21 protein-coding genes and 1 tRNA gene are annotated in these 22,318 nt (G+C 69.5%); 12 read left to right on the plus strand and 10 right to left on the minus strand.

Annotation, left to right across the window (positions count from 1 at the left end; all coding sequences use genetic code 11):
• Positions 1 to 303 carry a hypothetical protein gene (locus MKK54_RS22795; protein WP_244014542.1) on the minus strand — a complete coding sequence of 101 codons (303 nt, stop codon included), beginning with the start codon at positions 301 to 303 and terminating at the stop codon, positions 1 to 3.
• A 228-nt stretch (positions 304 to 531) separates the two neighbouring features.
• On the opposite strand from MKK54_RS22795, the gene htpG reads away from it, so the two are divergent.
• The 4 genes from htpG (at position 532) to MKK54_RS22815 (ending at position 4,740) form a co-directional block, all read left to right on the plus strand.
• A complete protein-coding gene (gene htpG / locus MKK54_RS22800; protein ID WP_244014544.1) occupies positions 532 to 2,367 on the plus strand; it encodes a molecular chaperone HtpG in 1,836 nt (611 codons plus the stop codon).
• Positions 2,368 to 2,503: 136 nt separating this feature from the next.
• The gene (locus tag MKK54_RS22805) at positions 2,504 to 2,803 is read left to right on the plus strand and encodes a hypothetical protein (RefSeq protein ID WP_244014546.1); all 300 of its coding nucleotides are present in this window, start codon (positions 2,504 to 2,506) and stop codon (positions 2,801 to 2,803) included.
• A gap of 165 nt (positions 2,804 to 2,968) precedes the next feature.
• The gene (locus MKK54_RS22810) at positions 2,969 to 4,594 is read left to right on the plus strand and encodes a DEAD/DEAH box helicase (protein ID WP_244014548.1); all 1,626 of its coding nucleotides are present in this window, start codon (positions 2,969 to 2,971) and stop codon (positions 4,592 to 4,594) included.
• Between the two features lie 70 nt (positions 4,595 to 4,664).
• Positions 4,665 to 4,740 (plus strand) — tRNA-Thr (locus MKK54_RS22815).
• 611 nt (positions 4,741 to 5,351) lie between these two features.
• Here the strand turns inward: MKK54_RS22815 and MKK54_RS22820 are convergent.
• Positions 5,352 to 7,586 carry a hypothetical protein gene (locus tag MKK54_RS22820; protein WP_244014550.1) on the minus strand — a complete coding sequence of 745 codons (2,235 nt, stop codon included), beginning with the start codon at positions 7,584 to 7,586 and terminating at the stop codon, positions 5,352 to 5,354.
• Between the two features lie 742 nt (positions 7,587 to 8,328).
• Between MKK54_RS22820 and MKK54_RS22825 the strand changes: the two genes are divergently transcribed.
• Positions 8,329 to 8,634, plus strand: a complete 306-nt coding sequence (locus MKK54_RS22825) for a GCG_CRPN prefix-to-repeats domain-containing protein (RefSeq protein WP_244014553.1) — start codon at positions 8,329 to 8,331, stop codon at positions 8,632 to 8,634.
• Between the two features lie 70 nt (positions 8,635 to 8,704).
• On the opposite strand, the gene MKK54_RS22830 is transcribed toward MKK54_RS22825, so the two are convergent.
• Complete coding sequence (locus tag MKK54_RS22830; RefSeq protein WP_244014555.1) at positions 8,705 to 8,875, minus strand: hypothetical protein; 171 nt, start codon at positions 8,873 to 8,875, stop codon at positions 8,705 to 8,707.
• Between the two features lie 365 nt (positions 8,876 to 9,240).
• On the opposite strand from MKK54_RS22830, the gene MKK54_RS22835 reads away from it, so the two are divergent.
• Both MKK54_RS22835 and MKK54_RS22845 read left to right on the plus strand, forming a co-directional pair.
• Positions 9,241 to 9,999, plus strand: a complete 759-nt coding sequence (locus MKK54_RS22835) for a hypothetical protein (RefSeq protein ID WP_244014557.1) — start codon at positions 9,241 to 9,243, stop codon at positions 9,997 to 9,999.
• Between the two features lie 390 nt (positions 10,000 to 10,389).
• The gene (locus MKK54_RS22845; RefSeq protein ID WP_244014674.1) at positions 10,390 to 10,815 is read left to right on the plus strand and encodes a hypothetical protein; all 426 of its coding nucleotides are present in this window, start codon (positions 10,390 to 10,392) and stop codon (positions 10,813 to 10,815) included.
• 13 nt (positions 10,816 to 10,828) lie between these two features.
• Here the strand turns inward: MKK54_RS22845 and MKK54_RS22850 are convergent, their stop codons facing one another.
• Both MKK54_RS22850 and MKK54_RS22855 read right to left on the minus strand, forming a co-directional pair.
• Entirely contained in the window at positions 10,829 to 12,151 is a 1,323-nt protein-coding gene (locus MKK54_RS22850; protein ID WP_244014559.1) for an MFS transporter, read from the minus strand.
• Positions 12,152 to 12,200: 49 nt separating this feature from the next.
• Positions 12,201 to 13,223, minus strand: a complete 1,023-nt coding sequence (locus tag MKK54_RS22855; protein ID WP_244014561.1) for a helix-turn-helix domain-containing protein — start codon at positions 13,221 to 13,223, stop codon at positions 12,201 to 12,203.
• 432 nt (positions 13,224 to 13,655) lie between these two features.
• Here MKK54_RS22855 and MKK54_RS22860 point away from each other — a divergent pair, with 432 nt between their 5' ends.
• Both MKK54_RS22860 and MKK54_RS22865 read left to right on the plus strand, forming a co-directional pair.
• Positions 13,656 to 13,910 (plus strand): hypothetical protein, encoded by a 255-nt coding sequence (locus tag MKK54_RS22860; protein WP_244014563.1) that lies wholly within the window; start codon positions 13,656 to 13,658, stop codon positions 13,908 to 13,910.
• A 30-nt stretch (positions 13,911 to 13,940) separates the two neighbouring features.
• Positions 13,941 to 14,750, plus strand: a complete 810-nt coding sequence (locus MKK54_RS22865; RefSeq protein ID WP_244014565.1) for a hypothetical protein — start codon at positions 13,941 to 13,943, stop codon at positions 14,748 to 14,750.
• A gap of 61 nt (positions 14,751 to 14,811) precedes the next feature.
• Here MKK54_RS22865 and MKK54_RS22870 read toward each other — a convergent pair whose 3' ends face one another.
• The 3 genes from MKK54_RS22870 to MKK54_RS22880 form a co-directional block, all read right to left on the minus strand.
• A complete protein-coding gene (locus MKK54_RS22870) occupies positions 14,812 to 15,393 on the minus strand; it encodes a peptidase S14 (RefSeq protein WP_244014567.1) in 582 nt (193 codons plus the stop codon).
• Between the two features lie 118 nt (positions 15,394 to 15,511).
• The gene (locus MKK54_RS22875; protein ID WP_244014570.1) at positions 15,512 to 15,796 is read right to left on the minus strand and encodes a hypothetical protein; all 285 of its coding nucleotides are present in this window, start codon (positions 15,794 to 15,796) and stop codon (positions 15,512 to 15,514) included.
• Between the two features lie 87 nt (positions 15,797 to 15,883).
• Positions 15,884 to 16,129, minus strand: a complete 246-nt coding sequence (locus MKK54_RS22880) for a hypothetical protein (protein ID WP_244014572.1) — start codon at positions 16,127 to 16,129, stop codon at positions 15,884 to 15,886.
• A gap of 123 nt (positions 16,130 to 16,252) precedes the next feature.
• Here MKK54_RS22880 and MKK54_RS22885 point away from each other — a divergent pair, with 123 nt between their 5' ends.
• A complete protein-coding gene (locus MKK54_RS22885; protein ID WP_244014574.1) occupies positions 16,253 to 16,966 on the plus strand; it encodes a YoaK family protein in 714 nt (237 codons plus the stop codon).
• Here MKK54_RS22885 and MKK54_RS22890 read toward each other — a convergent pair whose 3' ends face one another.
• Both MKK54_RS22890 and MKK54_RS22895 read right to left on the minus strand, forming a co-directional pair.
• On the minus strand, positions 16,967 to 18,916 hold the full coding sequence (locus tag MKK54_RS22890; RefSeq protein ID WP_244014576.1) for a hypothetical protein: 1,950 nt from the start codon (positions 18,914 to 18,916) through the stop codon (positions 16,967 to 16,969).
• An 8-nt stretch (positions 18,917 to 18,924) separates the two neighbouring features.
• A complete protein-coding gene (locus MKK54_RS22895; protein WP_244014578.1) occupies positions 18,925 to 20,427 on the minus strand; it encodes an NAD(P)/FAD-dependent oxidoreductase in 1,503 nt (500 codons plus the stop codon).
• A gap of 220 nt (positions 20,428 to 20,647) precedes the next feature.
• Here MKK54_RS22895 and MKK54_RS22900 point away from each other — a divergent pair, with 220 nt between their 5' ends.
• Both MKK54_RS22900 and MKK54_RS22905 read left to right on the plus strand, forming a co-directional pair.
• A complete protein-coding gene (locus MKK54_RS22900) occupies positions 20,648 to 21,586 on the plus strand; it encodes an aldo/keto reductase (RefSeq protein ID WP_244014580.1) in 939 nt (312 codons plus the stop codon).
• Positions 21,576 to 22,307, plus strand: a complete 732-nt coding sequence (locus tag MKK54_RS22905) for an NADPH-dependent F420 reductase (RefSeq protein ID WP_244014582.1) — start codon at positions 21,576 to 21,578, stop codon at positions 22,305 to 22,307. Before MKK54_RS22900 ends, MKK54_RS22905 begins: the two co-directional genes overlap by 11 nt.
• The last annotated feature ends 11 nt before the right edge of the window (positions 22,308 to 22,318 follow it).

Below are 22,318 nucleotides of genomic sequence, written 5' to 3' on the forward strand. Positions count from 1 at the left end.
TCAGCCGACGACCTTGAGGTCGTTCACGTTCACGTCGCCGTCCTGGCTCGAGAAGGTCGGCGCGCGTCCGTTCGATTGCGAGACGCCGCTGATCCGGTGCGCGCCGCTGTCGTAGGTGGTGAGCTTGCCCTCCGCCTCGACCAGCAGCCGCTGCTTGTCGGGAAAGAACGCGTAGCGCATGTCGTTCTGGCCGCCGCTCGTCGAGGGCTGGCCGAGTTCCTGCGGCCACCACGGCTCCGGCGCCTTCATCGGCTTCATGGGTTCCATCGGCTTCATGGGGGCCATCGGTTTCATCGGTTCCATCGGGGTCTGCTCCGGGCACGGGTTGCGTGAAGTCACGGCTACGCCCGAGATGCCCCAAGGTTGCGTCCGGCCCTGCGACGAAGACCTGAGGCGGGGCTCCAGGGACGCCCCTCCCCCCGGGCGGGCCGCGCGCCGCCTGGCCGAACCTTGACCGGCATTGAATTTCCGGGGTCGGGACGGCATATCCGCGCTCGATACGACCCTTAATCCCCATCCGGAGGCGATCCCTTGAGCGACACCGTGGAGCGGCACGAGTTCGGTGCCGAGGTCGGGCGCCTGTTGGACCTCGTGGTCCACGCGCTCTATTCCGACCGTGAGATCTTCCTGCGCGAACTGGTGGCCAACGCCGCCGACGCCATGGACCGGCGCCGCTTCGAGGCGCTGACCGATCAGGCCTCCGCGCTGCCGCCCGACGCCAAGGTCCGCATCGTCCCGGACAAGGCGGCCCGGACCCTCACCCTCTCGGATGCCGGCATCGGCATGACCAAGGCGGAGCTGGCCCAGAACCTCGGCACCATCGCGCGCTCGGGCACCCGCGCCTTCAGCCAAAGCCTCGGCGACGCCAAGCCCGAGGACAAGCCGAGCCTGATCGGCCAGTTCGGCGTCGGCTTCTACTCGGCCTTCATGGTCGCCGACCGGGTCACCGTCACCTCGCGCCGCGCCGGCGCGGAGGAGGCCTGGACCTGGGCCTCCGAGGGCCAGGGCAGCTACACCCTGGAGCCCGCCACGCGCGCCGAGCCCGGCACCGACATCGTGCTCCACCTCAAGGCGGACGCCGACGAGTACCTGGAGAGCTACCGGCTCGACCACGTCGTGCGCAAATGGGCCGACCACATCACGGTGCCGATCGCGATCCAGGGCGAGGACGGCAAGGAAGAGAACGCCAACCAGGGCACCGCCCTGTGGCGCAAGGCGAAGTCCGAGGTCACCCCGGAGCAGTACACGGAGTTCTACCGCCATGTCGGCATGAACTTCGACGAACCTTGGGCCACCCTGCACTGGCGCGCGGAGGGCGCGCTCGAATTCTCGGCCCTGCTGTTCGTGCCCGGCATGAAGCCGTTCCAGGCGGTGGAGGGCGAGCGCGCCAGCAAGGTGCGCCTGCACGTGCGGCGCATGTTCATCACGGACGAGGCCGAGCTTCTCCCCTCGTGGCTGCGCTTCGTCCAGGGCGTGGTCGACACCGAGGACCTGCCCCTCAACGTCTCGCGCGAGATGCTGCAGGCGACCCCGGTGCTCACCAGGATCCGCCGCGCCGTCACCGGCCGGGTGCTGAGCGAGCTCACCAACCGGGCCAAGGACGCCGAGGGCTACCGGCCGTTCTGGGAGAATTTCGGGCCCGTCCTCAAGGAGGGCATCTACGAGGACCACGAGCGCCGGTCCGAGATCGCGCCCCTGCTGCGCTTCCACTCCTCGGCCGTCGAGGGCTGGACGTCGCTGCCGGACTACGTCGCCCGCATGAAGGACGGCCAGGAGGCGATCTACTACCTCGTGGCCGACGACGTCGACGCGCTCAAGCGCTCGCCCCAGCTCGAAGGATTCCGGGCTCGGGGCGTCGAGGTGCTCCTGCTCTCCGACCACGTGGACGCGTTCTGGCCCGAGGCGCTGGCCCGGTTCGAGGACAAGCCCCTGCGCTCCGTCACGCAAGGCTCGGTCGACCTCTCGAAATTCGCGGGCGCTTCGCCCGAGGACGAGGCGGCACCGGCCTCCGTCGAGGCCCTCGTCGCGGCCCTCAAGACGACGCTCGGCCCGGACGTCTCGGATGTCCGCGCCACCGACCGCCTCGTGGAGAGCGCCGTCGTGCTCGCCGCCTCCGGCCATGGGCCCGACCTGCAGATGCAGCGCCTGCTCCGCCGGGCGGGACGTGGCGGCGGCGGCATGCCGGTGCTGGAGATCAACCCGCGCCACCCGCTGATCCGCGCGCTGAGCGCCAGGGTCGAGGCGCAGGAGGACATCGCCGACGCCGCCGGCACGCTCCTCGACCTCGCCCGCGTGCAGGATGGCGACACACCGCGCGATCCCGTCGCCTTCGCGCAGAAGATGGCCGCGGCGCTGGCGGCGGCCTGACGCCGCAAAACCACCGACGATTCTCCGGCGGGGTTGCCGCTCCGCCGGATTTATTCTGCCACTTTTGCCTGTCGATCGACGGAACGACTGTCCGAGAACCGGGTTGGGCTCCAGAACAAACGTTTCTGGAGGAAACATGACCATTCGAAATCTCGGCCTTGCCACCGCCGCCCTGATGCTGACGGCGACCACCGCGTTCGCGGCCCCCTGCGCGACGGGGACGACCAGCAGCATGAAGGACAAGTCCGCCTCGAACGACAAGTCGTCGATGGTGGACGGCAAGTCCGACGCGAAGGTGACCCCGGGCGCCAAGGGCGAGACCCCCGGCACCGTCGGCGCCATGAACAACGTGGGCGCGAACACGCAGCCGGCCCCGGGCGAGAAGAAGCCCGCCGAGGGTCAGGTCGTGAAGGGTGGCAGCGCCGACAATTGCTGATCCGGTCCCGCGATCGGCCGGCACGGTTTCCGCGCCGGTCGACCGACTGACGTCCTCACGCCCCGTGCGCCTCGGCACGCGGGGCGTGCCGCGTTTCGGGGACGGCACGGTGCGCGGCAGAATGGACACGGACAGCGGCGGGCGCCGGCGCTAGAAGCCCGGCCGATGGAACTTCGCCCCTACCAACGCGCCAGCCTCGACGCGCTCCGTTCCGCCTGGATGCGCGGCCAGGGTGCCGGCCTGATCGTGCTGCCCACGGGGGCCGGCAAGTCCCTGGTCATCGCCGCCCTGGTGCGCGAGATCCTGGCGGAGCACCCGAACCACCGCGTCGCCGTCGTCACCCATACCCGCGAACTGATCGCCCAGAACCACCACGAACTCCTCGCGCTCTGGCCCGAGGCGCCGGCCGGCATCTATTCCGCCGGGCTCGGACGCCGAGACGGGGGCGCACAGGTGCTGTTCTGCGGCGTCCAGTCGATCTGGAACCGGACGCAGGACCTCGCGCCCTTCGACCTCGTCGTGGTGGACGAGGCGCACCTGATCCCCCGCGACGCCGAGACCCGCTACGGCCGCTTCCTCGCCGCGCTCCGGGCGGCGTGCCCGGATCTGCGCGTGGTCGGCCTCACCGCCACGCCCTACCGCCTCGACAGCGGCCGCCTCGACGAGGGCCAGGGCCGCCTGTTCGACGCCATCGTGTACGAGGCCAATGTCGGCGACCTGATCTATCAGGGCTACCTCGCGCCGCTGATCTCCAAGGCCACCGCCACCGCCCTCGACGTCAGCCACGTGCCCCGGCGCGGGGGCGACTACATCCCGGGCGCGCTCGAGGCGGCCGTCAACCAGGACTGGATCACCCGCGCGGCGGTGGAGGAGATGGTGGGCTACGGCAGCGGCCGTCGCGCCTGGCTCGCCTTCTGCGCCGGCATCGCCCACGCGACGGCCGTGCGCGACGCGATCCGGGCCGAGGGGTATTCCTGCGAGACCCTCTCGGGCGAGACCCCGAAGCGGGCGCGCGACCGCATCGTGCGCGATTTCCGGGCGGGCCGGGTGCGCTGCCTGACCTCGGTCGGCGTGCTCGCCACCGGCTTCAACGTGCCCGAGGTCGACCTCGTCGCCCTGCTGCGCCCCACCCAGAGCACCGGCCTCTACGTGCAGCAGGTCGGCCGGGCCCTGCGGCGGGCGCCGGGCAAGCGCGACGCGCTGATCCTGGACTATGCCGGCCTCGTCCGGATGCACGGCCCCGTCGACATCGTCACGGCCCGCAGCGCCGCCGCGATCCGGGGCCGCGAGGACATGGTGCGGGCCAAGCCCTGCCCCGGCTGCGGCGCCCTGATCGCCCTCAACGCCAGCACCTGCGAGGCCTGCTGGGTCGAGCCGGAGGCGGAGGAATCCGAGCCGAGCCACGAGGCGGCGGCGGACGACGCGCACCCGATCCTCTCGGGCACGGTCCCGGATTGGCAGGACGTCCTCGACTGGCGCTTCGCGCGCCAGCCCCGCCCGGGCCTGCCCGACGATCTGACGGTCGACTTTCTGCTGACCGGACACCGGACGCACAGGATCGTCCTCGGCCTCGAGCAGGCGGGCTATCCGCGCGAGAAGGCGGTGCAGTGGTGGCGCCAGCACGGGGGCGGGCGCGACGCGCCGATGACGGTCGCGGAGGCCGTCGAGCGCCAGCACGGCCTCGTGTGCCCGCAGGCGATCCAGGTCCGCGCCAGCGGCCGCCTGACCGAGGCGGTGAGCTACCGCTTCGCCGATGGCCGCACCTTTGCCGACACGCGCCGCGTCGCCTGAGCCGCCGCGCGGGAAGCCGCGCGGACAGGCTTGCGCGGGACGAACGGCGCTGGTAGCGCAGTCGGAGCGCGCCGGTTTAGCTCAGCTGGTAGAGCAACCGCCTTGTAAGCGGTAGGTCGCGAGTTCAAGTCCCGCAACCGGCACCACTTTTTCCGGCCCGAGTTGAAACTCCGGTTTTCGGTTTCAACTCGGGTGCACAAAATGGGTTTGGCCCCTCGGCAAACGGGAAGTGTTAGCTTCCGCGCCGGCCAACACCCCTTCAAGCCTGAACCATTGAAAAAATTCAATTCCGTTCCGAACCTCAAACGTCCTCGCCTCGGGACGTGACGCGGGCCCGCAGCGTCCTATCCCGGTGCCATGTCTGAGAACTTGACGACGGGTGGCCCACCGATCCGGGGCCGCGCCCTTCAAGCGCTCCGGGCCGTCGCCCTCCACCCGCGCGGGCTTCGCCTCTCAGCCCATCCGTCCGCCATGGCCGCCTTGATCGAACGCGGCTGTGTCACAGAGCGACAGGCGCCGCTGGGACGGGGCACAGCTAAGGGGACGCAGGCCGGTTCATCACGCCGGCCGGACGCGAACTCCTGAGCGTGCCGGGGACCGGGGAACACGGGTCGCGCATTGGAATTGGCTTTGCGCGCACCCAGTCTCGTAGCCATGGCGTGACGCTTCGGCGGGATTAGGCTAGCGGTAGCACGACATTGGATGCGGATATGCAGCCTCGCTTTGAAGTCCGGTCGGCCGCGAAGCCAACCGGACCTCAGCGCATTGATGCACCAAGCGCCGCGACGTCGGCACGAGCCGCGGCGAGGAGGGCACTGTCCGCATGGTTGCGCGGAACCGGTCCGATATCGTGCTGTAGCGCCTGCAGTAGCAGAGCTGGGCTTCGCGCCTGGGCATCCAATAATCTCCCGAAGCGGATTGTATCGGCTGCCTCGACGTCTACCGCTTGGTAGAAACACGTTAGTGCGAGACTGATATGAGCCTGATGCGGCGGCCCAAACAGGGGGCGCCGCACGGCCCAACTCTCCGTCTGAAAATTGTATGTATCCTCGTAGATCTGCATCAAGCGCTGTGTCCCGAATGCGAATTGATCGCCGATAAGAAGGTTAAAGTGCCCATCCGAAACCTTTCCTCGATCGACGAAGATCGTATCGTTTCTCTCAGAGTAGCTGAGCAAGTCGATCCAGTCCGCGTTTGATGCCGCAACCTCTTTGTCCGGCCTGATCCGGATGACGAGGTCGAAATCCCCGGCCTCGCGCGCCAAGCGTCCAGCCGCGTGGATCTTGTAGTGCATCTTCTCGGAGTTGTTCATCGCCGCGAAGGGCGGCAGCGTATCGTCGTCCACGACGACCCGGTCGGCCTTGTAGAGGTCGTACAACTCGGCTTCGGTCACGAGTTCCTGCGAGAAGAACGACGGATACCATCGGCGCAGCAGATCGTTGTCGATCTCGTGCATGAACCGGCTGTAGGCCGCGAAGAGGTTCGGCGAACCACTCCCGGACGAGGGGGAGACGGGCAACTTTCGCCCGACGTCCTTCCAGGCGTGGACGAAGTAATGCACGTCGTGCGCGTCGAGCCCGAGCTTTGCCCATGTCGCCAGGGCGGCCCTGTATCCCCGGAGCTGCCCCGACACGCAGACGGCGATCCGCAGACGTTTGGGGACCAGGGCCGGAGCCTCGACGGGCCGCGCGATGGGCCGGAACCATCGCTCGATCGCCGGGCCGAAGGCCGGCGGCACCCTTTCGAGGAGTGACCGGAACGATTTCGGCTGGAACCTGAAGCTGAGGACGAGGAGTGCGAAGGCGCTTCCGTCGGAAAGGCCGTCATCGGCGGCGTCGCAGAGATCTCGCACGACCTCCGCGACCGTCTCGCGGATGCCGTAGCGCGACAGGTCGTTTTCGTTCTGAACGGCGTCCTGCGAGAGCGCGAGCACGGCTGAGACCTGACCGTCCCGGATCAGGCGCTCGACGACCCTGCGGCGATCCTCATCCGTGATCCGATCGAAGTTGAGCCAGACCGCGACGTACTCTTCGACCCGGGTCCTCTCGTCCGAAGCCAAGACGCGCCGGATCCGCTCCTCGGCGGGTCCGGCGGTCCGATCTTGCCGAGCCAACGCGATGGCGAAGGGCCCCACGATGGCGGGCAACCATTGCCGCTCGACGGTCCAGGGCTGGCGAAGCAGCGTCTGAACGAACGCGTCCGCCGAAGGGTGGGCCGCGAATTTCACGAAGGCTCGGGCGATCAGCGGATAGAATCTGTCGTCCCGATCGGCGACGGCTCCCCGGTCCCGAATGAGGTCGGCCGCCGCCTCGACCTTTTCCTGGTCGACGAGGTTCGAGAGCAGGGCGCAGACCAGCTCGGCATCGTTCGGCAAAGCCTCGACGCCGGAGCGAAGGATGGTTTCGACCTGATCGAGTTGCCCGGCCTGCGCCTTGATGCGGGCGAGGCTCGCATAGCTCCGTCCGTGTTCAGGAAAGCGGGACCTGATGACTTGCCAGCGCGCCTCGGCCTCGTCCCAGGCGCCGCGCGATTCGGCCAGCGTCGCGTGCAGGTCGTAGAGCCAAGGGAATCCGGGATCTCCCGATGTGCCCTGCTGCGCCATCGTCTCGGCTTCCTCCAGTCGTCCGAGATGCCGCAACGCCTCGGCGAAACCGATATAGGCGATCCCCTCACGCGGGAAGGTCTCGACAAGCGCTCGCCATTGCACGAGAGCGCCCTCCCAATCCCCCTTGCGTTGGGTGGCGAGGGGCGCCAGGCGCGCGATCCAGATGTTGTCCGGAAAACGCGCGAGGGCGCGGCTGAGGATCGTATCCGCCTCGCCCTGGAGTCCCGCCGAGGCCAACGCTTCGATGACCAAAAGCTGAAGAGGCACGTCGCCCGAGGCGGCCTCGGCGGCCTTGTGCCAGCATCGGCGTGCTTCGGCCAGATCTCCGAGGCGTTCCGCCTGCCGGCCCGCCTCCAGCGAGCGGTGTCCACCCTCGATATCAGACATAGCCTTCCTCGGACCTGCCAACGCTCATGACCTTCGATGCCGAAGCTGTGTCACGGTGGGCGCTTACGTTGCGTTCGACGCGGGATGCTTCGCATGAAGCGGCCGCGACACCCACGGCGCTCCTGCGGGCGGGTCGACTGCTACGCCATGCCCGTGTGGCTCGCAATCGGCCGCATGCGACGACGCCTTCAGAACGGCGCCCCATCGCCCCTCGGGGGTTAGTTGCCACCCCCACCCGACGATCCGCCATCTCCACCGGACGAGCAGGACGTTCCGCTGACGGAACAGGTCGTCGAGTCGATATTCGTGTTCGCGTAGCCCAGGCCTGCGCCGGCGTAAGCCCCAGCGTCGGCACCCGCGCCGTATCCCGCCGTTGCAGAGACGTTCGGGACGCTGGAGTCGCCGTCCGTTCGCTTCAGCCGGTAGGTGCGTTCCAGCATTCTCTCCTGACGCCGCCAGAGCCAGAGACGCAGCCTGTGCACCCAGTCGTAGATCATGGTCACGCCCCAGGAGATCGCCGGAGGCATGCTGACCGGTCGGACTGGGTGTTTCAAGCCGTCCGCTACCGGGGCGTTTGAGACGTAAGCCTCCATCGTGGAGCGATGGGACGACCCGGTGTCCCCGGGCCGACCATGGCCTTCGGAGTGCCACGATTCCGTCAGGCTCCATTCACGGGCTGCGGATCAATCTTGACGTGTGCCGCTCGATTGGTCGGGCGGGCTTGATAGAGGACGATCCTGTCATGAAGCACATGAAGGTGCTTGGAATGGCTGCGGTGTTCGCGGGCAGCATCAGTACCGTAACAGCGGTGAGCGCCGCGCCGATCGCGCCCGGTTCGCTCGGTTCGATCGACGGCGGCCCGAGAATCGAACTGGTGGCTGGAGGCTGCGGGCCGGGTTGGCATCCGAACCCCTGGGGTGAGTGCCGTCCGAACCGGCGTCCCCCGCCGTACTGGGGTGATGGGTACGGCTACCGTCGCCCGCCGCCGCCCCCGCTGCCTGAGTATGGCTACGGCGGTGGTTACGGACCGCCGCGCCGCTTCTTCTAATCGCAGCGAGGGCGTCTCCACGAGGGGACGCCCATCTGTTTTGGGCTATGAAGTTCGTACCCTGTCAGGGTCAAGTTGGGCGTGTGGTGAGGGCGAAACGCACCCCCTTTACGGCACTGTCTCCCTGCCAGCCCTCGGCCTCGCTCCACGGCGTCTGCGATTGATCTGCGTAGGTTTCGCAGATGGCACGGTTCGCCTCATGGCAGGCGCGCGCGATCGCTTCGACGGTGCGGTCGGTCATGTCGGTCTCTCGATGTCAGGGGTTGCGCGGTGGGCCCGGCCAGCTCGGGGACGGGTCTGGAATATTGCCGTCCGGATCGGACAGGGTCGGCCGTCGAACGGTGTCATCAGCCAGGTGGCCAGCCAATTGCCGAGCGACCAGCGGGCGTCACGGGCAGCCTTCGCCCCTCACGGGCGATGAGCACGGCTTCGCCGATGGGCGAGAGGTCCATGGTGGTTCTCCGGATTGTTCGGAGGGTTCGAACAGGGTGGCGATGAATGCGCCGGGTGTCTTCGACACGGATCGCGTGTAGACGATCCCGACCGAGGCTTGGCCCGAGCTAGTGCCCAGCGAACTTACGACTTGGTTATTTCGGAGTATTCGCAATGCAAGATCGAATTCCAATCTTCGTTTTTACTTGTGATCGCCTGAAGGTTTTGAAACAATCCATAGCGTCATATAAGAAAATCGGCACTCATGTAGAGCTTGTCTTTTATGACGTTGGCTCGACATTTCAGCCAACCATCGATTATCTATTGGAGCTAGAGAACTCAGGATATAAAATTTATCGCACAAGCCAGAGAATTCTCTCAGGTTCTGATCTGAATAATATTTCTTATGCTATTTCTGACTGGTATTCGAATAATGATGCGCCATATTACGTTGTTACCGACCCTGATATTGAACTAGATGGGGACGGATACGCAGATATATTCAAGGCATATGCCTATTTATTAGAAACTATGCCGGACATTGAAGTTGTTGGCCCCATGTTGCGTATCGACGATCTGCCGAGTTTTTACCCTCTGAAAGAAAAGGTCATAGAAAGACATTTTGAGCAATTTTGGCACAAACCGCCGTTGTCTTGCAATTGGAATGGTCGGCCCCTGCAATATCAGCACGCGCTGATAGATACCACTTTCGGTATGTATAGAAAAGGGACCGAATTCAAGCGTTTACGATCTGGTTTGAGAACTTATGCGCCTTATGCCGCCAGGCACCTCGATTGGTACATCAACCCGGATATGATGACAGATGATCAAATTTTTTATCTGCGAAGCGCGACAGATGTCAGCCACTGGGGCGGCACTTGGTTACGCGAGAAAATTCTGGGCGAGGCAACTCCTTCCACCGAGACTCGCTGAGCAGGCCTCACGCCGAGTCGCGGTGCCGCGCGGGCTGTGACTCAGTCTTCGGGTTTGAAGCTCGAGGAGGATGCGATGGCTGCTCCTGTGCCGCTGCGCTCGGATTTTGATGCCGAGGCCCTGCATGCGCTGGCCAAGGGGTCGCGTGACCCGGCCCAGAGCCAACGAGGCCAAAGCAGATGCCGACGCCCTCGGCGCCAAGATGGCGAACTCGATCGCTTCGGCCCGCGACCGACAGCGGACCTATCAACCGGCGGATGCGGCAACGGTCGCTCGCGCCGACACGGCCGGAGCGCCTTGCGCGGCACATCAAAGAATCGCGCCAAAAGAGTCGGTCCTGTTGCCATTTTGTTCCTGGATCGGGCCGTGCGAATCGGCCATGATCGTCTCATGCGAATGCACGTCCTCGGTGCCCTCCTGTCCCTCGGCCTGATCGCGCAGAGCGCGATGGCGCAGCCCGTGTCCCATCGCTCCGGCAGCCTGCCCGCCGGAGAGCCGGCGCATGGAGATGGGGCGGCCGGCGATCTGCCCGGCGGAGATCTGCAAGGCCTGGAGCGCGCGTGGCACGATTGCGTCCGCGCGGCCTTCGCGCGTCAGCCCCGGGGCCTGAGCCGGGCGGCCTCCGAGCGCAGCGCCCTCGACGAGTGCCAAGCCGGGGAGGACGCCACCGTGGCCGCCGCGATGCGGATGGCCGGGCAGGCGGCGGGCCCCGGCACGCGCCGAGGGCTTACGGAGCGGGCCAGGGCCTGGGCCGCATCGGTCGCCGCCGAGGTGATCGATCCGGTCTCGTCCTGGTTCGCGGGGCTCCGGCGCTGAATCCTCCCCGCGCTCACGCCCGCGCGTGGATGGGACGCGCCGAGGCTTGGCGGCCGCGCGCGGCCAGGGCGGCGAAACCGGCCCCCGCGCCACCCACGCAGAGGAAGAGCGCGATCATCGCCCGGCCGAGGTGATCGGCGCCGAAGACCGTGTCGGCGAGGAGGCCGAGGATCAGCGGGCCGGTGCCCGAGGCCGTGAGGGTCACGGCGGCGATGAACAGCGCGTTGACCCGCCCGCGCAGGGCGACGGGCGTCAGCCACTGAACCCCGGTCAGGGCGGCGGGCGAGGTGAAGCCCAGGGTGGCCACCAGCAGGGCGTAGGCGCCGAGGGAGATCGTTTGGCCGGGAGCGAGGGCCATCACGCCAACGAGCGGCAGGGCCAGGACGAGGCCGAGACCGAGCATCCACGAGGCCGCCGGCCTGCGCCGCTCGGGCGCGAGCCGGTCGAGGATCAGCCCCGCGAACAGGTGCCCGAGGGGACCGCCGACGAGCAGCAACAGGCCGAGCGTGACCCCGCTCTCGCCCGGGCTCATGCCGTGGTTGCGGACGTAGAAGGTCGGCCCCCAGGCGGCCAGGGTCCGGCCCATCAGGACGGCGGCGGCGGCGGCCGCGAAATGCGGCAGGTAGATGGAGCGCCGGCGCAGGATCCAGGCGAAGGCGGTTCCCAGCCGCGGCCGCGTCACCGGCGGTGTCGGCGGCAGGCGGATCGAGGCCGCGAAGAGGATGAGGGCGAGGTTGGGCAGGCAGGCCAGGACGAACAGGGCGCGCCAGGGCGGTAGGGGGCCGAGGCCGGGAAACCACGCGCCGCCCCGCGCCGTCAGCCACGCGAACAGGGCGCCGCCGGAGAGCAGCGCGAAGGACTGCCCCAGGCTGCCGGCCGCCGTGAACAGCGAGACCGCCAGGCCCATGCGGCGGCGTTCGGAATGGTGCGCGATGAGCGAGAGGACCGCCGGCGCGAGCCCGGCCTGTCCCAGGCCGAGGACGAGACGGGCGAGCGCCAGGGCGGCGAACGAGCCCGCCAGGCCGAAGCCGAGGGTCGCCAGGGTCCAGACCAGGAGGCTCCCGAGGAGGATTCTCCGCTGATGGCCGCGATCCGCCAGCGTGCCGAAGAGCGGCATCGTCAGCGCATACAGGACCACGAAGGCGGAGCCGAGCAGGAAGCCGAGCTCCGCGTCGCTCAAGGCCAGGGCCTGCTTCACCGGCGCGGTCACCAGGGTGACGAGGAAGCGGTCGCTGGCAGCGGAGAGTTGCACCCCCGTCAGGAGCGCCGCCAGCGTCCAGCCGCTCACGCCCGCCCGCTCGGGGACGGCGCGCGCGCCGAGGCCCGGGGCCGTCACCGGCCGGGCGATCGGACGGGCCGCCCGTCGAACGGGATCGGTGCCGGCATCAGGCGAGTTCGCAGAGCCAGTCGGCGAGGGTCGCCGCGGCCTCGCCATGGCCGCGGGCCTCGATGCGCCGCCGGTTCAGGCCCGCGCGGAACTGGCCGGGGGGCTGCCCGAACGCGGTCCGGAAGCTGCGGTTGAAGTGATGCTCGCTGGCAAAGCCGTAGGCATAGGCGAGCGTGGCGATCGAGCGCGTCTCGCCCTGGCGCCGCAGCATCTGGCGAATGCGCTCGAGGCGCCGTTGCCGGACGAAGCGTGCGACGCCGCCATCCGGCGCGAAGCTCCGGTAGAGGATGCTGCGGGAGACCGCGACCCCTGCCGCGACGCTGTCGGCGCTCAGGTCCCGGTCGCCGAGATTCGCCTCGATGAAGGCCTCCGCCTGCCGGCGCCGGGCCAGATCCTCCCGCAGATCGTGCGTTCCCGCCCAGACGATCGCATCGACCGGCGGCGCCTGCCCGCGCAGGGCACAGGCCAGCAGCGTGCCGACGACCGAACTCGAACGGGCGGCCACGTCGGACTCGACGACCGACGAGCGACGGGTCAGGGAGATCAGGAAGTCGCAGACGAGCCCCCCGACCGATTCCGGAAGGATCGCTCCGTGAAAGGTTCGGATGTTCGGGACCAGGGGCTCGATCAGGTCACGGGCGACGGGGGTGGAAATCACGTTGACGCCGTAGGACCGGCTCTGCTGCGGCAGGCTGCTGTCGAGGACGAGGATCTCGCCCGGCCGCATGCGGCGCTCGTATCCGGGCGGCCCGGCGAGCATCTCTCCCGTCACCAGGAGGTGAAGCGTGATGTGATCGAACGCATCCCGCCGAACGCGCGTCGGGTTCCGGCTGTGCGCGAGGCCATTCAGATGACGATTGAACAGGATCATCCGGTCGAAGCGGTAGGCCCGGACCTCGGCGTGAAAGGCGTCGCCGACGCGCGCGACGTCCGCCCCCGTGGCGTACAGGTCGTGATACGCTCCGAAGGCGACCTCCGGGCCGAGGCGCCGGGTGGAAAAGTCGATCGATGGAAGCGACACGGTTGCGAGGACCTGGAAGCGCCGGATCAGAGGAAAGCGAATTCGAGGGCGTCATCGACGAGCATCGGGACGGGATGTCCACGAATGGGCCGCAACTCTAACGCGTTCCTGCACTTAAACAAAACTCACGCTTCCGTGAAGACCGCAAGGAAGTTTCGATGTTTTTCGACACCAAGGCCCGTCGATCAAGCTTTCCCGCAGATCATCCCGGCTGATCGACTGATTTCATGAAATCCCCAAAGCAACATCAGGATGTGGCGCATAAAGAACGGTCAGGTTGTCATGCAGACACAGGCGTGTCGTGACATATCGCGCGTGGCCGAGCGCGAGGCACGGGTGCGCTCGGCGGCCGCGCCGGAGAACCGGCAACGCCTCGGTAACCCTTGCGCTTTAGGCCTGGAGAACCCCGTTCTTCGGAAATCCGCGATCCGTATGATGACACGAGACCAGTTGGCCGCCGAATTGCTGCGCATCGCCAAGCTGCAGCTCAGCGATATCACCCGCGCCGTGAAGAACGGCGAGAAGTCCATCGCCCTGAACGAGGTCGTGGATCTCGGCCGGCGTCTCAACCGCCTGGCCGATGCGGTGGCGGGGCGGCCGATCCCGACGACGCCCGCGCAAGCGATTCCCGCGCAGTCGGTGTCCCTCCCGCCGGCATCCGGCGACAGCGCCCGCGTCGAGGCGTGAGCAAGACCTCCGAGTGAGCAGGGCTTCCGCGTGAGCAAGACCTCCGAGTGGCGCGCCGAGCGCAACGTCGCGGCGCGGGCTCGGCTGGACCGGGCCCTGCCGGCGGTGTTTCCGGGCGCGGTGCTGCGGCACGCCCTGGCGCGCCCGCTGATCCCGCCGACGCCGCGCCTCGCCATCGAGAGCTACTGGCGCGCGCATCTGCTGCGCGCCGACCGGCTCGCCCGCGCGCTCGCCCTGCGCTCGGGCCATCCCGAGGGCTGGACCTGGCGCCTCGGCAGCATTCAGGACGCGGGATTCAAGGATTCGGGGCTCGCCGCGACGTTCCGGCTGCCGCCCTCGCCCTTCCGCGAGCCGGCGCATGCGCGCGGCAAGGGGCATTGCTGCCTCTGCGGACAGCCCGTCTACCGTTTCGGCTGGCACCGCGACCTCTGGGGGGCGGGCGTGCCGAACAAGAACGCCCGCTGGCACGCCGCCTGCGTCACCGCCTGGAAGCTGTGGGTCGCCCCGAGCGATCAGGTGAAGCTGCTGAAGGCTCGCCAGCGCCATCGCTGCGCGGCGTCCGGCAAGCGCCTGCTCAGGACCGCCGAGGTCGATCACCGGGTTCCGCTCTACCGCGTCTGGCGCGAGCACCGGAACGATCCCTGGCCGACCCTGCTGGGCTTCTGGGGGACGCCGAACCTCCAGGTCGTCAACCGCGTGGTCCACGTGGAGAAATGCGGCCTCGAGGCGGGCGAACGGGCCGAGCGCCGCCGCGCGGCCCGTCCCGCCGCCCAACTCCCGGACGGCGCGGACCCGGAATGGCGCGACCCGACCGCGAGGGACGAGATCGCGGCGGATTGAGCCGGCGGGGTCCGGCGCCCGAGCGAGACCGTCCCCGCTTTCGATCAGGCGAAAGACGCTCTCAGAGCACGCCCTCGATCAGACCGAGTTCCCGCGCCTGTCCGGCCTCGATGTACCAGTTCTCGGGCGCGCGCCTCAGCACCTCGTCCAGGCTCACCCGCGACCCGCGCACCAGGTTCGCGAAGCCCTCGTTCTGGATCTCGATCGAACACTCGATCTCGTGCAGCGTCGCCTTCACGGAGGCGATGCAGGTGGTGAGCGGCCCGTTGAGCTTCACCTCCTTGGCAAGCTTGCGCTCATGGATCATCAGGCGCGTGCCCCGGGTGAGGTAGCGGTTCGGCCGGGCGAAGAAGCTCATGAAGGTGGTGCCGGCCGAGTAGATCGCGGCCTTGCCGAGGAAGACGAAGCGCCGGTTCGGCGACAGGTCGGTGTTGAAGCGGATGTCCTCGCCCATCATCCGGGCGACTTCCGGATCACCGCCCAGGGTCGTCAGTTCGACCACCACGAGATCACGCTCGGCCGCCGCATCGAGCTGGCGGCGGAACGCCCGGTACATGTCGTGGTCGACCGGTCCCGAGAGCAGGACGGCGGGCGCGCCGAAAGCGGAGGCGGGCAAGGGAGTCGTGTCGGGGGTCGTGTCCATGGCGGGCTCCCGGCGGCGGAAATCGCGGCCGTTCCGGCATGAACGCGGACGGGCTCGGAAAGATCGGGCCCGATCCGCCTTTCCGGAGACGGGCCGGGCCACGATCGGACGAGAACCGTCAGTAGGGGTACCCGTAATAGGGCTGGCGGCTCGGGCGGTAGCGCTCCCGCACCGGACGGTCGTAGCGGCCCTCATAGGCGCCGAGATAGGGATCGAGGCGCGGATCGCGGTAATTGCCGTTGTTCACGCCCGCCGAACGGTCGTTGCCGCTCAGGGCCGCGTAGGGCGACAGCCCGTCGCCGCCGCTGCCGCCCCCACGCGCCAGGGCCGCGCCGGACAGGCCGAGCACCAGGGCCGCCGCCAGCGTGTTCCGGAGGGTCTTGCGGGTGAGCGATGTCGACATGGAGACCTCCTTCGATGCCGGGTCGGCCCGACCGCCGGGGCGCCGCGGTTTGGGATGCTTTGGCGTGTCGGCGAGGCCGGGCGCGTCCTAGCGCTCGGCCTTCAGGCTCTTGAGGAAGCGACGGGCCACCTCGCGGACCGCCGCGTCGTCGCGCGTGTCGTCGTCGGCCTTGTCCCAGAGGTGGTCGAGGCTGCCCTCCAGGCTGGTCAGGAGATCCGGGTTCTGGCGGGCCAGGAACTGGATCGTGCCGAAGAGGAGGTGCTCGATCGCGAGTTCGCGGTGGCGGGCCTCGGCGAGGGCGGCGGTCGGTGCGTCGGATGCGGCGTTGGTCATGAGACCACAACGAGCGGCCCTGTCCAAGGTTTCGCGAAGATCCGGCCTCTGCCCGCTTCCGTTCCGGAGCGCTTTCCAGCAGAGAACCCGGCACGCTGAACCACGTCACGAGGCGGACGCGCGATGACACCCACACAAGGACCCGGGGCCGGAGGCGCGCGCCTCGCCGTCCCGGACACGGATCTCTGCGCCGGCATCGGCCTCGCCTTCGTGGCGGGCTTCGTCGACGCAGCGGCCTTCATCGCCCTGGCGGGTCTGTTCACCGCGCACGTCACGGGCAACTTCGTGCTGATCGGGGCCGAACTGGTCTCGACCTCCGTCGGCGTCGTCGCCAAGCTCCTCGCCCTGCCGGCCTTCGTGCTCGCGGTGGCGGCGACCCGCCTGTTCGCCCTGGCGCTGGAGCGGCGCGGGCGGGCGCCCTTGCGCTGGCTCCTCGGCCTGGAAATCCTGCTGCTGGCCGGGTTCGGCCTCGCCGGCCTCGGCCTGGCGCCGCTCGGCTCGCCCGATGGCGTCAGGGCCGTCTCGGTGGGCATGCTCGGCGTCGCCGCCATGGGGGTGCAGAACGCCATCGGCCGCCTCGGCCTGCCGCATCTGGCCGCCACCACGGTGATGACCATCAACGTGACCCAGGCGGTGATCGACCTCGTGGATCTCGCGCGCGGCGCCGTGACGCCGGATGGACCGGCCCGCATCCGCATGCGCCGGATGCTGCCGGCGGTGCTGGCCTTCGCGGTCGGCGCGCTCGCCGGCGCCTTCGGCGTGGCCGCGTGGTCGTTCGGCTGCCTCGCGGTTCCAGTCGCGGTGCTCTGCGGCCTGATGCTCCTGCTCGACGCCTGATCAGGCGCCGCAGGCGAGCAGCCCGTAGGCGACGGTGCGGTTCCAAGCCAGTCCCTCGGGCGCGGCGACCGAGCGGACGAGGGGCGTCGCGAGCGGGAAGATCCCGCGATGACCGGGCAGCGCCTGCCCCGCCCGCAGGGGCACCACGATCCAGGCGGGCGCATCCGGCGCGGCGCAGAGGGTGGCGACCGAGGCCGCCGGCGGATCGTCGGGGCGCCGGGGGCCGGCCGGGTGGAATGGCGCCCGGTCGATCTCGGAGGCGAGGCCGCCCGCGATCAGGCGGTCGATGCGGGCCGCCCAGTCCAGCGCCAGGGTCCGGGAGAACACGATGCCGGCGCCCTGGAGGTTGCTGCTCCAGTTCGCGCGCCCGAGCAGCAGCCACGCCTCGGTCTCGCCGTCGAGCCAGAGCACGGCGCCGGGCCGGGCCGCGACGGCGCGGGCGAGACCGGGCGGCGCCTCGCGCTGCTCGATCCGGCGCGCCTCGGCCGAGCGCTCGTCCCACAATCCCGCGAGCGCGAGGCCGAGGGCGAGCCCGAGCAGGAGCTTCGGCGCGGGATGCCGGGCGGCCCGCGCCCAGGCGAGCCCTGCGAGCAGCGCCAGGGGCAGGACGAAGGTGAAGTTCCGGATCATGCCGAGGCCGATCCCAGCGCCCTCGGGCCTCTGCGCGAGGAGCCAGGCGAGGGCCGAGCCTTCGAGGAGCGACCGGCCCAGCACGAACAGGCCGACCAGCGCCCCGGCGACGCGCACGAGCGATCCGTTCGGCGCGATCCGGCCCCGGCGCGACGCCTCGTGGAGCGCGAGCGCGAGCCCGCCGGCCACGGCCGCGATGGCGAGGTCGTCCGCGAACACCCAGGCGAGCGCCAGCAGCAGGAGGGTGATCCATCCGCCCGGCGTGTCCCGCAGGCGCGCGGCGCAGAGGCCGAAGGCGGCCGCCCCCACGACCGCCGTGAGCCAGAGCAGACGCCAGGGCTGGACCTGGACGACGAGGAGCGAGGGCCAGCGGTCGCCGAACAGGGCGGAGACGGCGACGCCGAGGAGGCCCGCCGCGAGGGCCGCATGGAGGACCCGGCGCGCGCGCGGCCGCACCAGCGTGGCCGCCACGAGGATCGAGGCCGCCTGGACCAGGATCGGCGCCCAGGCCGCCCCCGGCCAGAAGCCCGGAAAGAGCTCGGCGCAGCGCACGCGCAGGATGGAGGCGACCTCCGGGTCGAGCCCCTGGAGCAGGCGTTCGAACAGCGGCACGCCGAGAAGCGCGGCCCCCAGCGCGGCGAGGGGCGGCGCGGCGAGGATCGCGAGCCGTCGCCGGTCTTCGAAGGCGAGGCCGAGGGCGAGGACCGCGAGCCCCGCCAGCCCCATGATCGGATGGACGAGGCAGCCGAGGAGCGCCAAGGCGAAGGCGCGCCCGGCATGGCCCGCCAGGAACGCCGCGAGGCCGGCGAGGATTGCCGCCTCCGCGAGGGTCCGGGGCGTCGCCAGGGCCTCGCCGACGCGGAACACCCCCGGGTGACCGTAGCAGGCCGGGAGGATCACGAGGCTCGCCAGGACGAGCCAGCGCGCCCTCGTGTCGGCTCCGAGGCCGTACGCCAGGGCGGCGGCAGCGGCGAACCAGGCGCAGAGACCCGCGAGACCGACGGCCAGCGCCGCCTGCGCGGGGCCAAAGGCTTCGACGAGCCAGCGCAGCGCCAATGGAAAGAGGCTGAAGCGCGACTGTCCGTCCTGCACGAACATCAGGTCCTGCCCGATCCCGGCCGGATCGAGGTCGGCGAGCGCGCGCCCGACATAGAGGCGCGCATCCCCCTCGATGCCGCGATAGGGATGCATCAGCAGGAACAGGCCGGCCGCCCCGAGGCCGGGCCAGAGCGCCTCGCGCCACGCTGCCGATCCGCGTGCCGGCGCCTCCGGACCGCGCGACAGGCGTGCCGACTCCCCTGCCCGCGCGATGGTCGTCACGCCGGGGCTCAGGCGGCCCGGCGCGGAACCAGGCGCTCGCTGGTCAGCGCCCCGGCCGCGCCCGAGACGCCGGCCTCGGTGTATTCCGCGTCCTCGTTCACGCACCACGGGTCGTAGCGGCGCTCGCCGGCCAGGATGTTCTCCACGGTCAGCATCGCGGTCATCATCGCGTGGTCCTGGTTGTTGTACTTGTGCATGCCGTTGCGCCCCACGAGGTGGAGGCTCGGACAGGCGTGCTCCAGGTCGCGCCGGACGGTGGCGACATGCGCCTTGTAGTCCGCGTCGTAGACCGGATAGGCCTTGGGCTGGCGCACCACGCAGGCATCGACCACGTCCTCGGGCCGGATCAGCCCGATCTGACCGATCTCGCGCTTGGCGAGCGCGATCAGCTCCGCGTCGGACGCGGTCCAGAGGCCATCCCCCTCGAAGCAGAAATATTCGAGCCCCAGGCAGGTATGGTCCGCGTGCGGCACCATCTCGGGCGACCACGAGCGGAAGTTCTGCACCCGCCCGACCTGCACCGAGGGATCGTGGATGTAGATCCAGTTGTCGGGGAAGTCCTTGTTGGTGCGGGCGATCAGCGCCACGGTGAGGAAGTCGCGGTACTGGAGCGCGCGCGCCTGGAAGGTGCTGATCGGGCTCGGCGTGATCGCGCCGACGAGTTCGCGCAGCGGCGCCGACGAGATCACGTTGCGGGCCGTGAAGGTCTCGCGGGTGCCGTCGCCGCCCTTGGCGGTCACGGTCCAGAGCCCGGTGCGCGCCTCGTAGTGCAGGCCGTCCACGCCCCGGTCGAGGTGCAGGCGTCCGCCGAGCGCCGTCATCCGGGCGGCCGCGGCCTCCCACATCATGCCCGGCCCCTTGCGGGGGTAGCGGAACGATTCGATCAGCGTCTTGATCACGGGCTCGCCCGCGCGGGGGCTTTTGCGCAGGCCGAGCGAGCGCACCAGCGCGTCCCGGATCGCCGCGCCGAGGTCGAGGCCGTTGATGCGCTGGGCCGCCCAATCCGCCGAGATGTCATCGCACGACATGCCCCAGACCTTCTCGGTATAGGTCTTGAAGAAGATCGAGAACAGGCGCTCGCCGAAGCGGTTGCGGACCCAGTCGTGGAAGCTCTTCGGCTCGGCGATGGGCCGCGCCCGGGCATAGAGGTAGGAGGCGACGCAGGCCGCGCTCTCGATCAGGCCGAGGTTGCGCAGGGCCTCGAAGGCCTTCAGCGGATAGGCGTAGTACCGCCCCTTGTAGAAGATCCGCGACAGGCGCGGCCGCTCGATGAAATCGTCGGGCAGCATCTCGTCCCAGAGGTCGACCACCGCCTTCGACTTCGAGAAGAAGCGGTGGCCGCCGATGTCGAACAGGTAGCCGTTGTGGGACACGGTCCGGCTGATGCCGCCGACCTGGACCGGATCGCGCTCGAGCACCGTCACGGAACGCCCCGCCTTCGCCAACAGGTAGGCGGCGGTGAGGCCGGCCGGGCCGGCGCCGATCACGAGCGTTTCCGTATGGTGGCTCATCGGGCGGGAACTCTCGGGTAACCGAAGGGCGAAGTTGCCCGGTTTTAAGCCTGCCCCGGTTAAGGAAGCCCTCGTCTCGCCCGCGCCACCGCGCGGAGGCCCCGTCCCGCCCGGCCGCTCCGGGCGCCCGAATCGTCCGGCCGGTGCAGATGGCCCATGTCGAAAGCGACCGCCCGGCCCTAGGTTGATCGGAGCCGTCCCTTCCGGAGCCCGCACCCGCATGCCCCCTTCCTCCCGCATGCCCCCGTCCCGACGCACCGTCCTGGCCGGTGCCGCCCTCCTTCCCCTGGCGGTGCCCCTCCTCGGAGCCGGGCCCGCCCGCGCGCAAGCCGATCGCCTGTTGCGCCGCCCGATCCCATCCTCCGGCGAGACCCTGCCCGTCCTGGGCATCGGCACCTCGCGCCGCTACGAGGTCGAGCCGACCCCGGAGAAGGTCGCGCCCCTGCGCGAGGCGGTGCAGCGCTTCGTCGCCCTCGGCGGTTCCGTGATCGACACCGCCCCGAGCTACGGCACGGCCGAGGACGTCCTCGGCCTCATCCTGCAGGACGGCCTGCGCGAAAAGGTGTTCCTGTGCAGCAAGGTCGGGACGCCCGGCCGCGAGGGCGGGGCCGCCGAGATCGCGCGCTCCTTCAAGCGCCTGAACACCGCGACGATCGACCTGATCGCCGTCCACAACCTGATCGACCCGACCGCCAACCTCGCGACCCTGCGGGACCTCAAGGCACAGGGGAAGATCCGCTATCTCGGCGTCACGGTCTGGCGCGACGGGCAGTTCGCCGATCTCGAAGCCCTGATGCGGCGCGAGACGCTCGATTTCATCCAGGTGAACTACGCCATGGACGACCGGCTCGCCGCCGAGCGGATCCTGCCGCTCGCGGCCGAGCGCGGCATGGCCGTGATGGTGAACGTCCCCTTCGGCCGCGACCGCCTGCTGAAGGCGGTGCAGGGGCGCGAATTGCCCGCCTGGGCCGCGGAGTTCGACTGTGCGAGCTGGCCGCAATTCTTCCTGAAGTACGTGCTCGCGCACGATGCCGTGACCTGCCCGATCCCCGGCATGGCCAAGGCGGCCTATGTCGAGGACAACCTCGGAGCCGCGCGCGGCCGCATGCCCGACGCCGCTCAGCGTACCCGGATGGAGGCCCTCGTCGATGCACTCTGAGACCATGTCCCGCCGCGCGATCCTCGCGCTCGCCGCCTCCGCCGCGCTCGTCTCGGCCGTGCCGGCCTGGGCGCAAACCGCGCCGCAACCGGCCCGGATCGGCGTCATCGGCGCCGGCAACATCGGCAGCACCATCGGGGGCCTCTGGGCCAAGGCCGGGCACGAGGTGATGCTCTCCTCCCGCCACCCCGAGACGCTGAAGGGTCTCGTCGAGGGGCTCGGCCCCAAGGCCCGCGCCGGCACGCCGGCCGAGGCCATCGCCTTCGGCGACGTGATCCTCATCGCCGTGCCCTACAAGGCCTATCCGCAGCTCGCACAGGATTACGGCGCCGCCCTGAAGGGCAAGATCGTCATCGACGCCGGCAACGCGACGCAGGCCCGCGACGGCGAGGTCTACGGCGAGGTGCAGGCGAGCGGGATCGCGGCGGTCTCGGCCAAGTATCTCGCCGGCGCCCGGATCGTGCGCGGCTTCAACGCGGCGAACTACAAGCTCTTCGCCAAGAACGCCGCCCAGCGCGAGGGCGGGCGGATGGCCATCCCGATCGCGGGCGACGATCCGCGGGCCCTGGCGGCGGTCTCCAAGCTCGTGAGCGATGCCGGCTTCGATCCGGTGGTCGTCGGACCGCTGGCGAAAGCGGACAGCTTCGCCATGGGCTCGCCCGGCTTCGGCCTCGACCTCACCGCCCCGGAACTCGCCACGCGCCTCGGTGTGGCGCGTTGAGCCGCGAGGCC

The organism is Methylobacterium sp. J-068 (assembly GCF_022829445.1).
GTDB lineage: Bacteria > Pseudomonadota > Alphaproteobacteria > Rhizobiales > Beijerinckiaceae > Methylobacterium.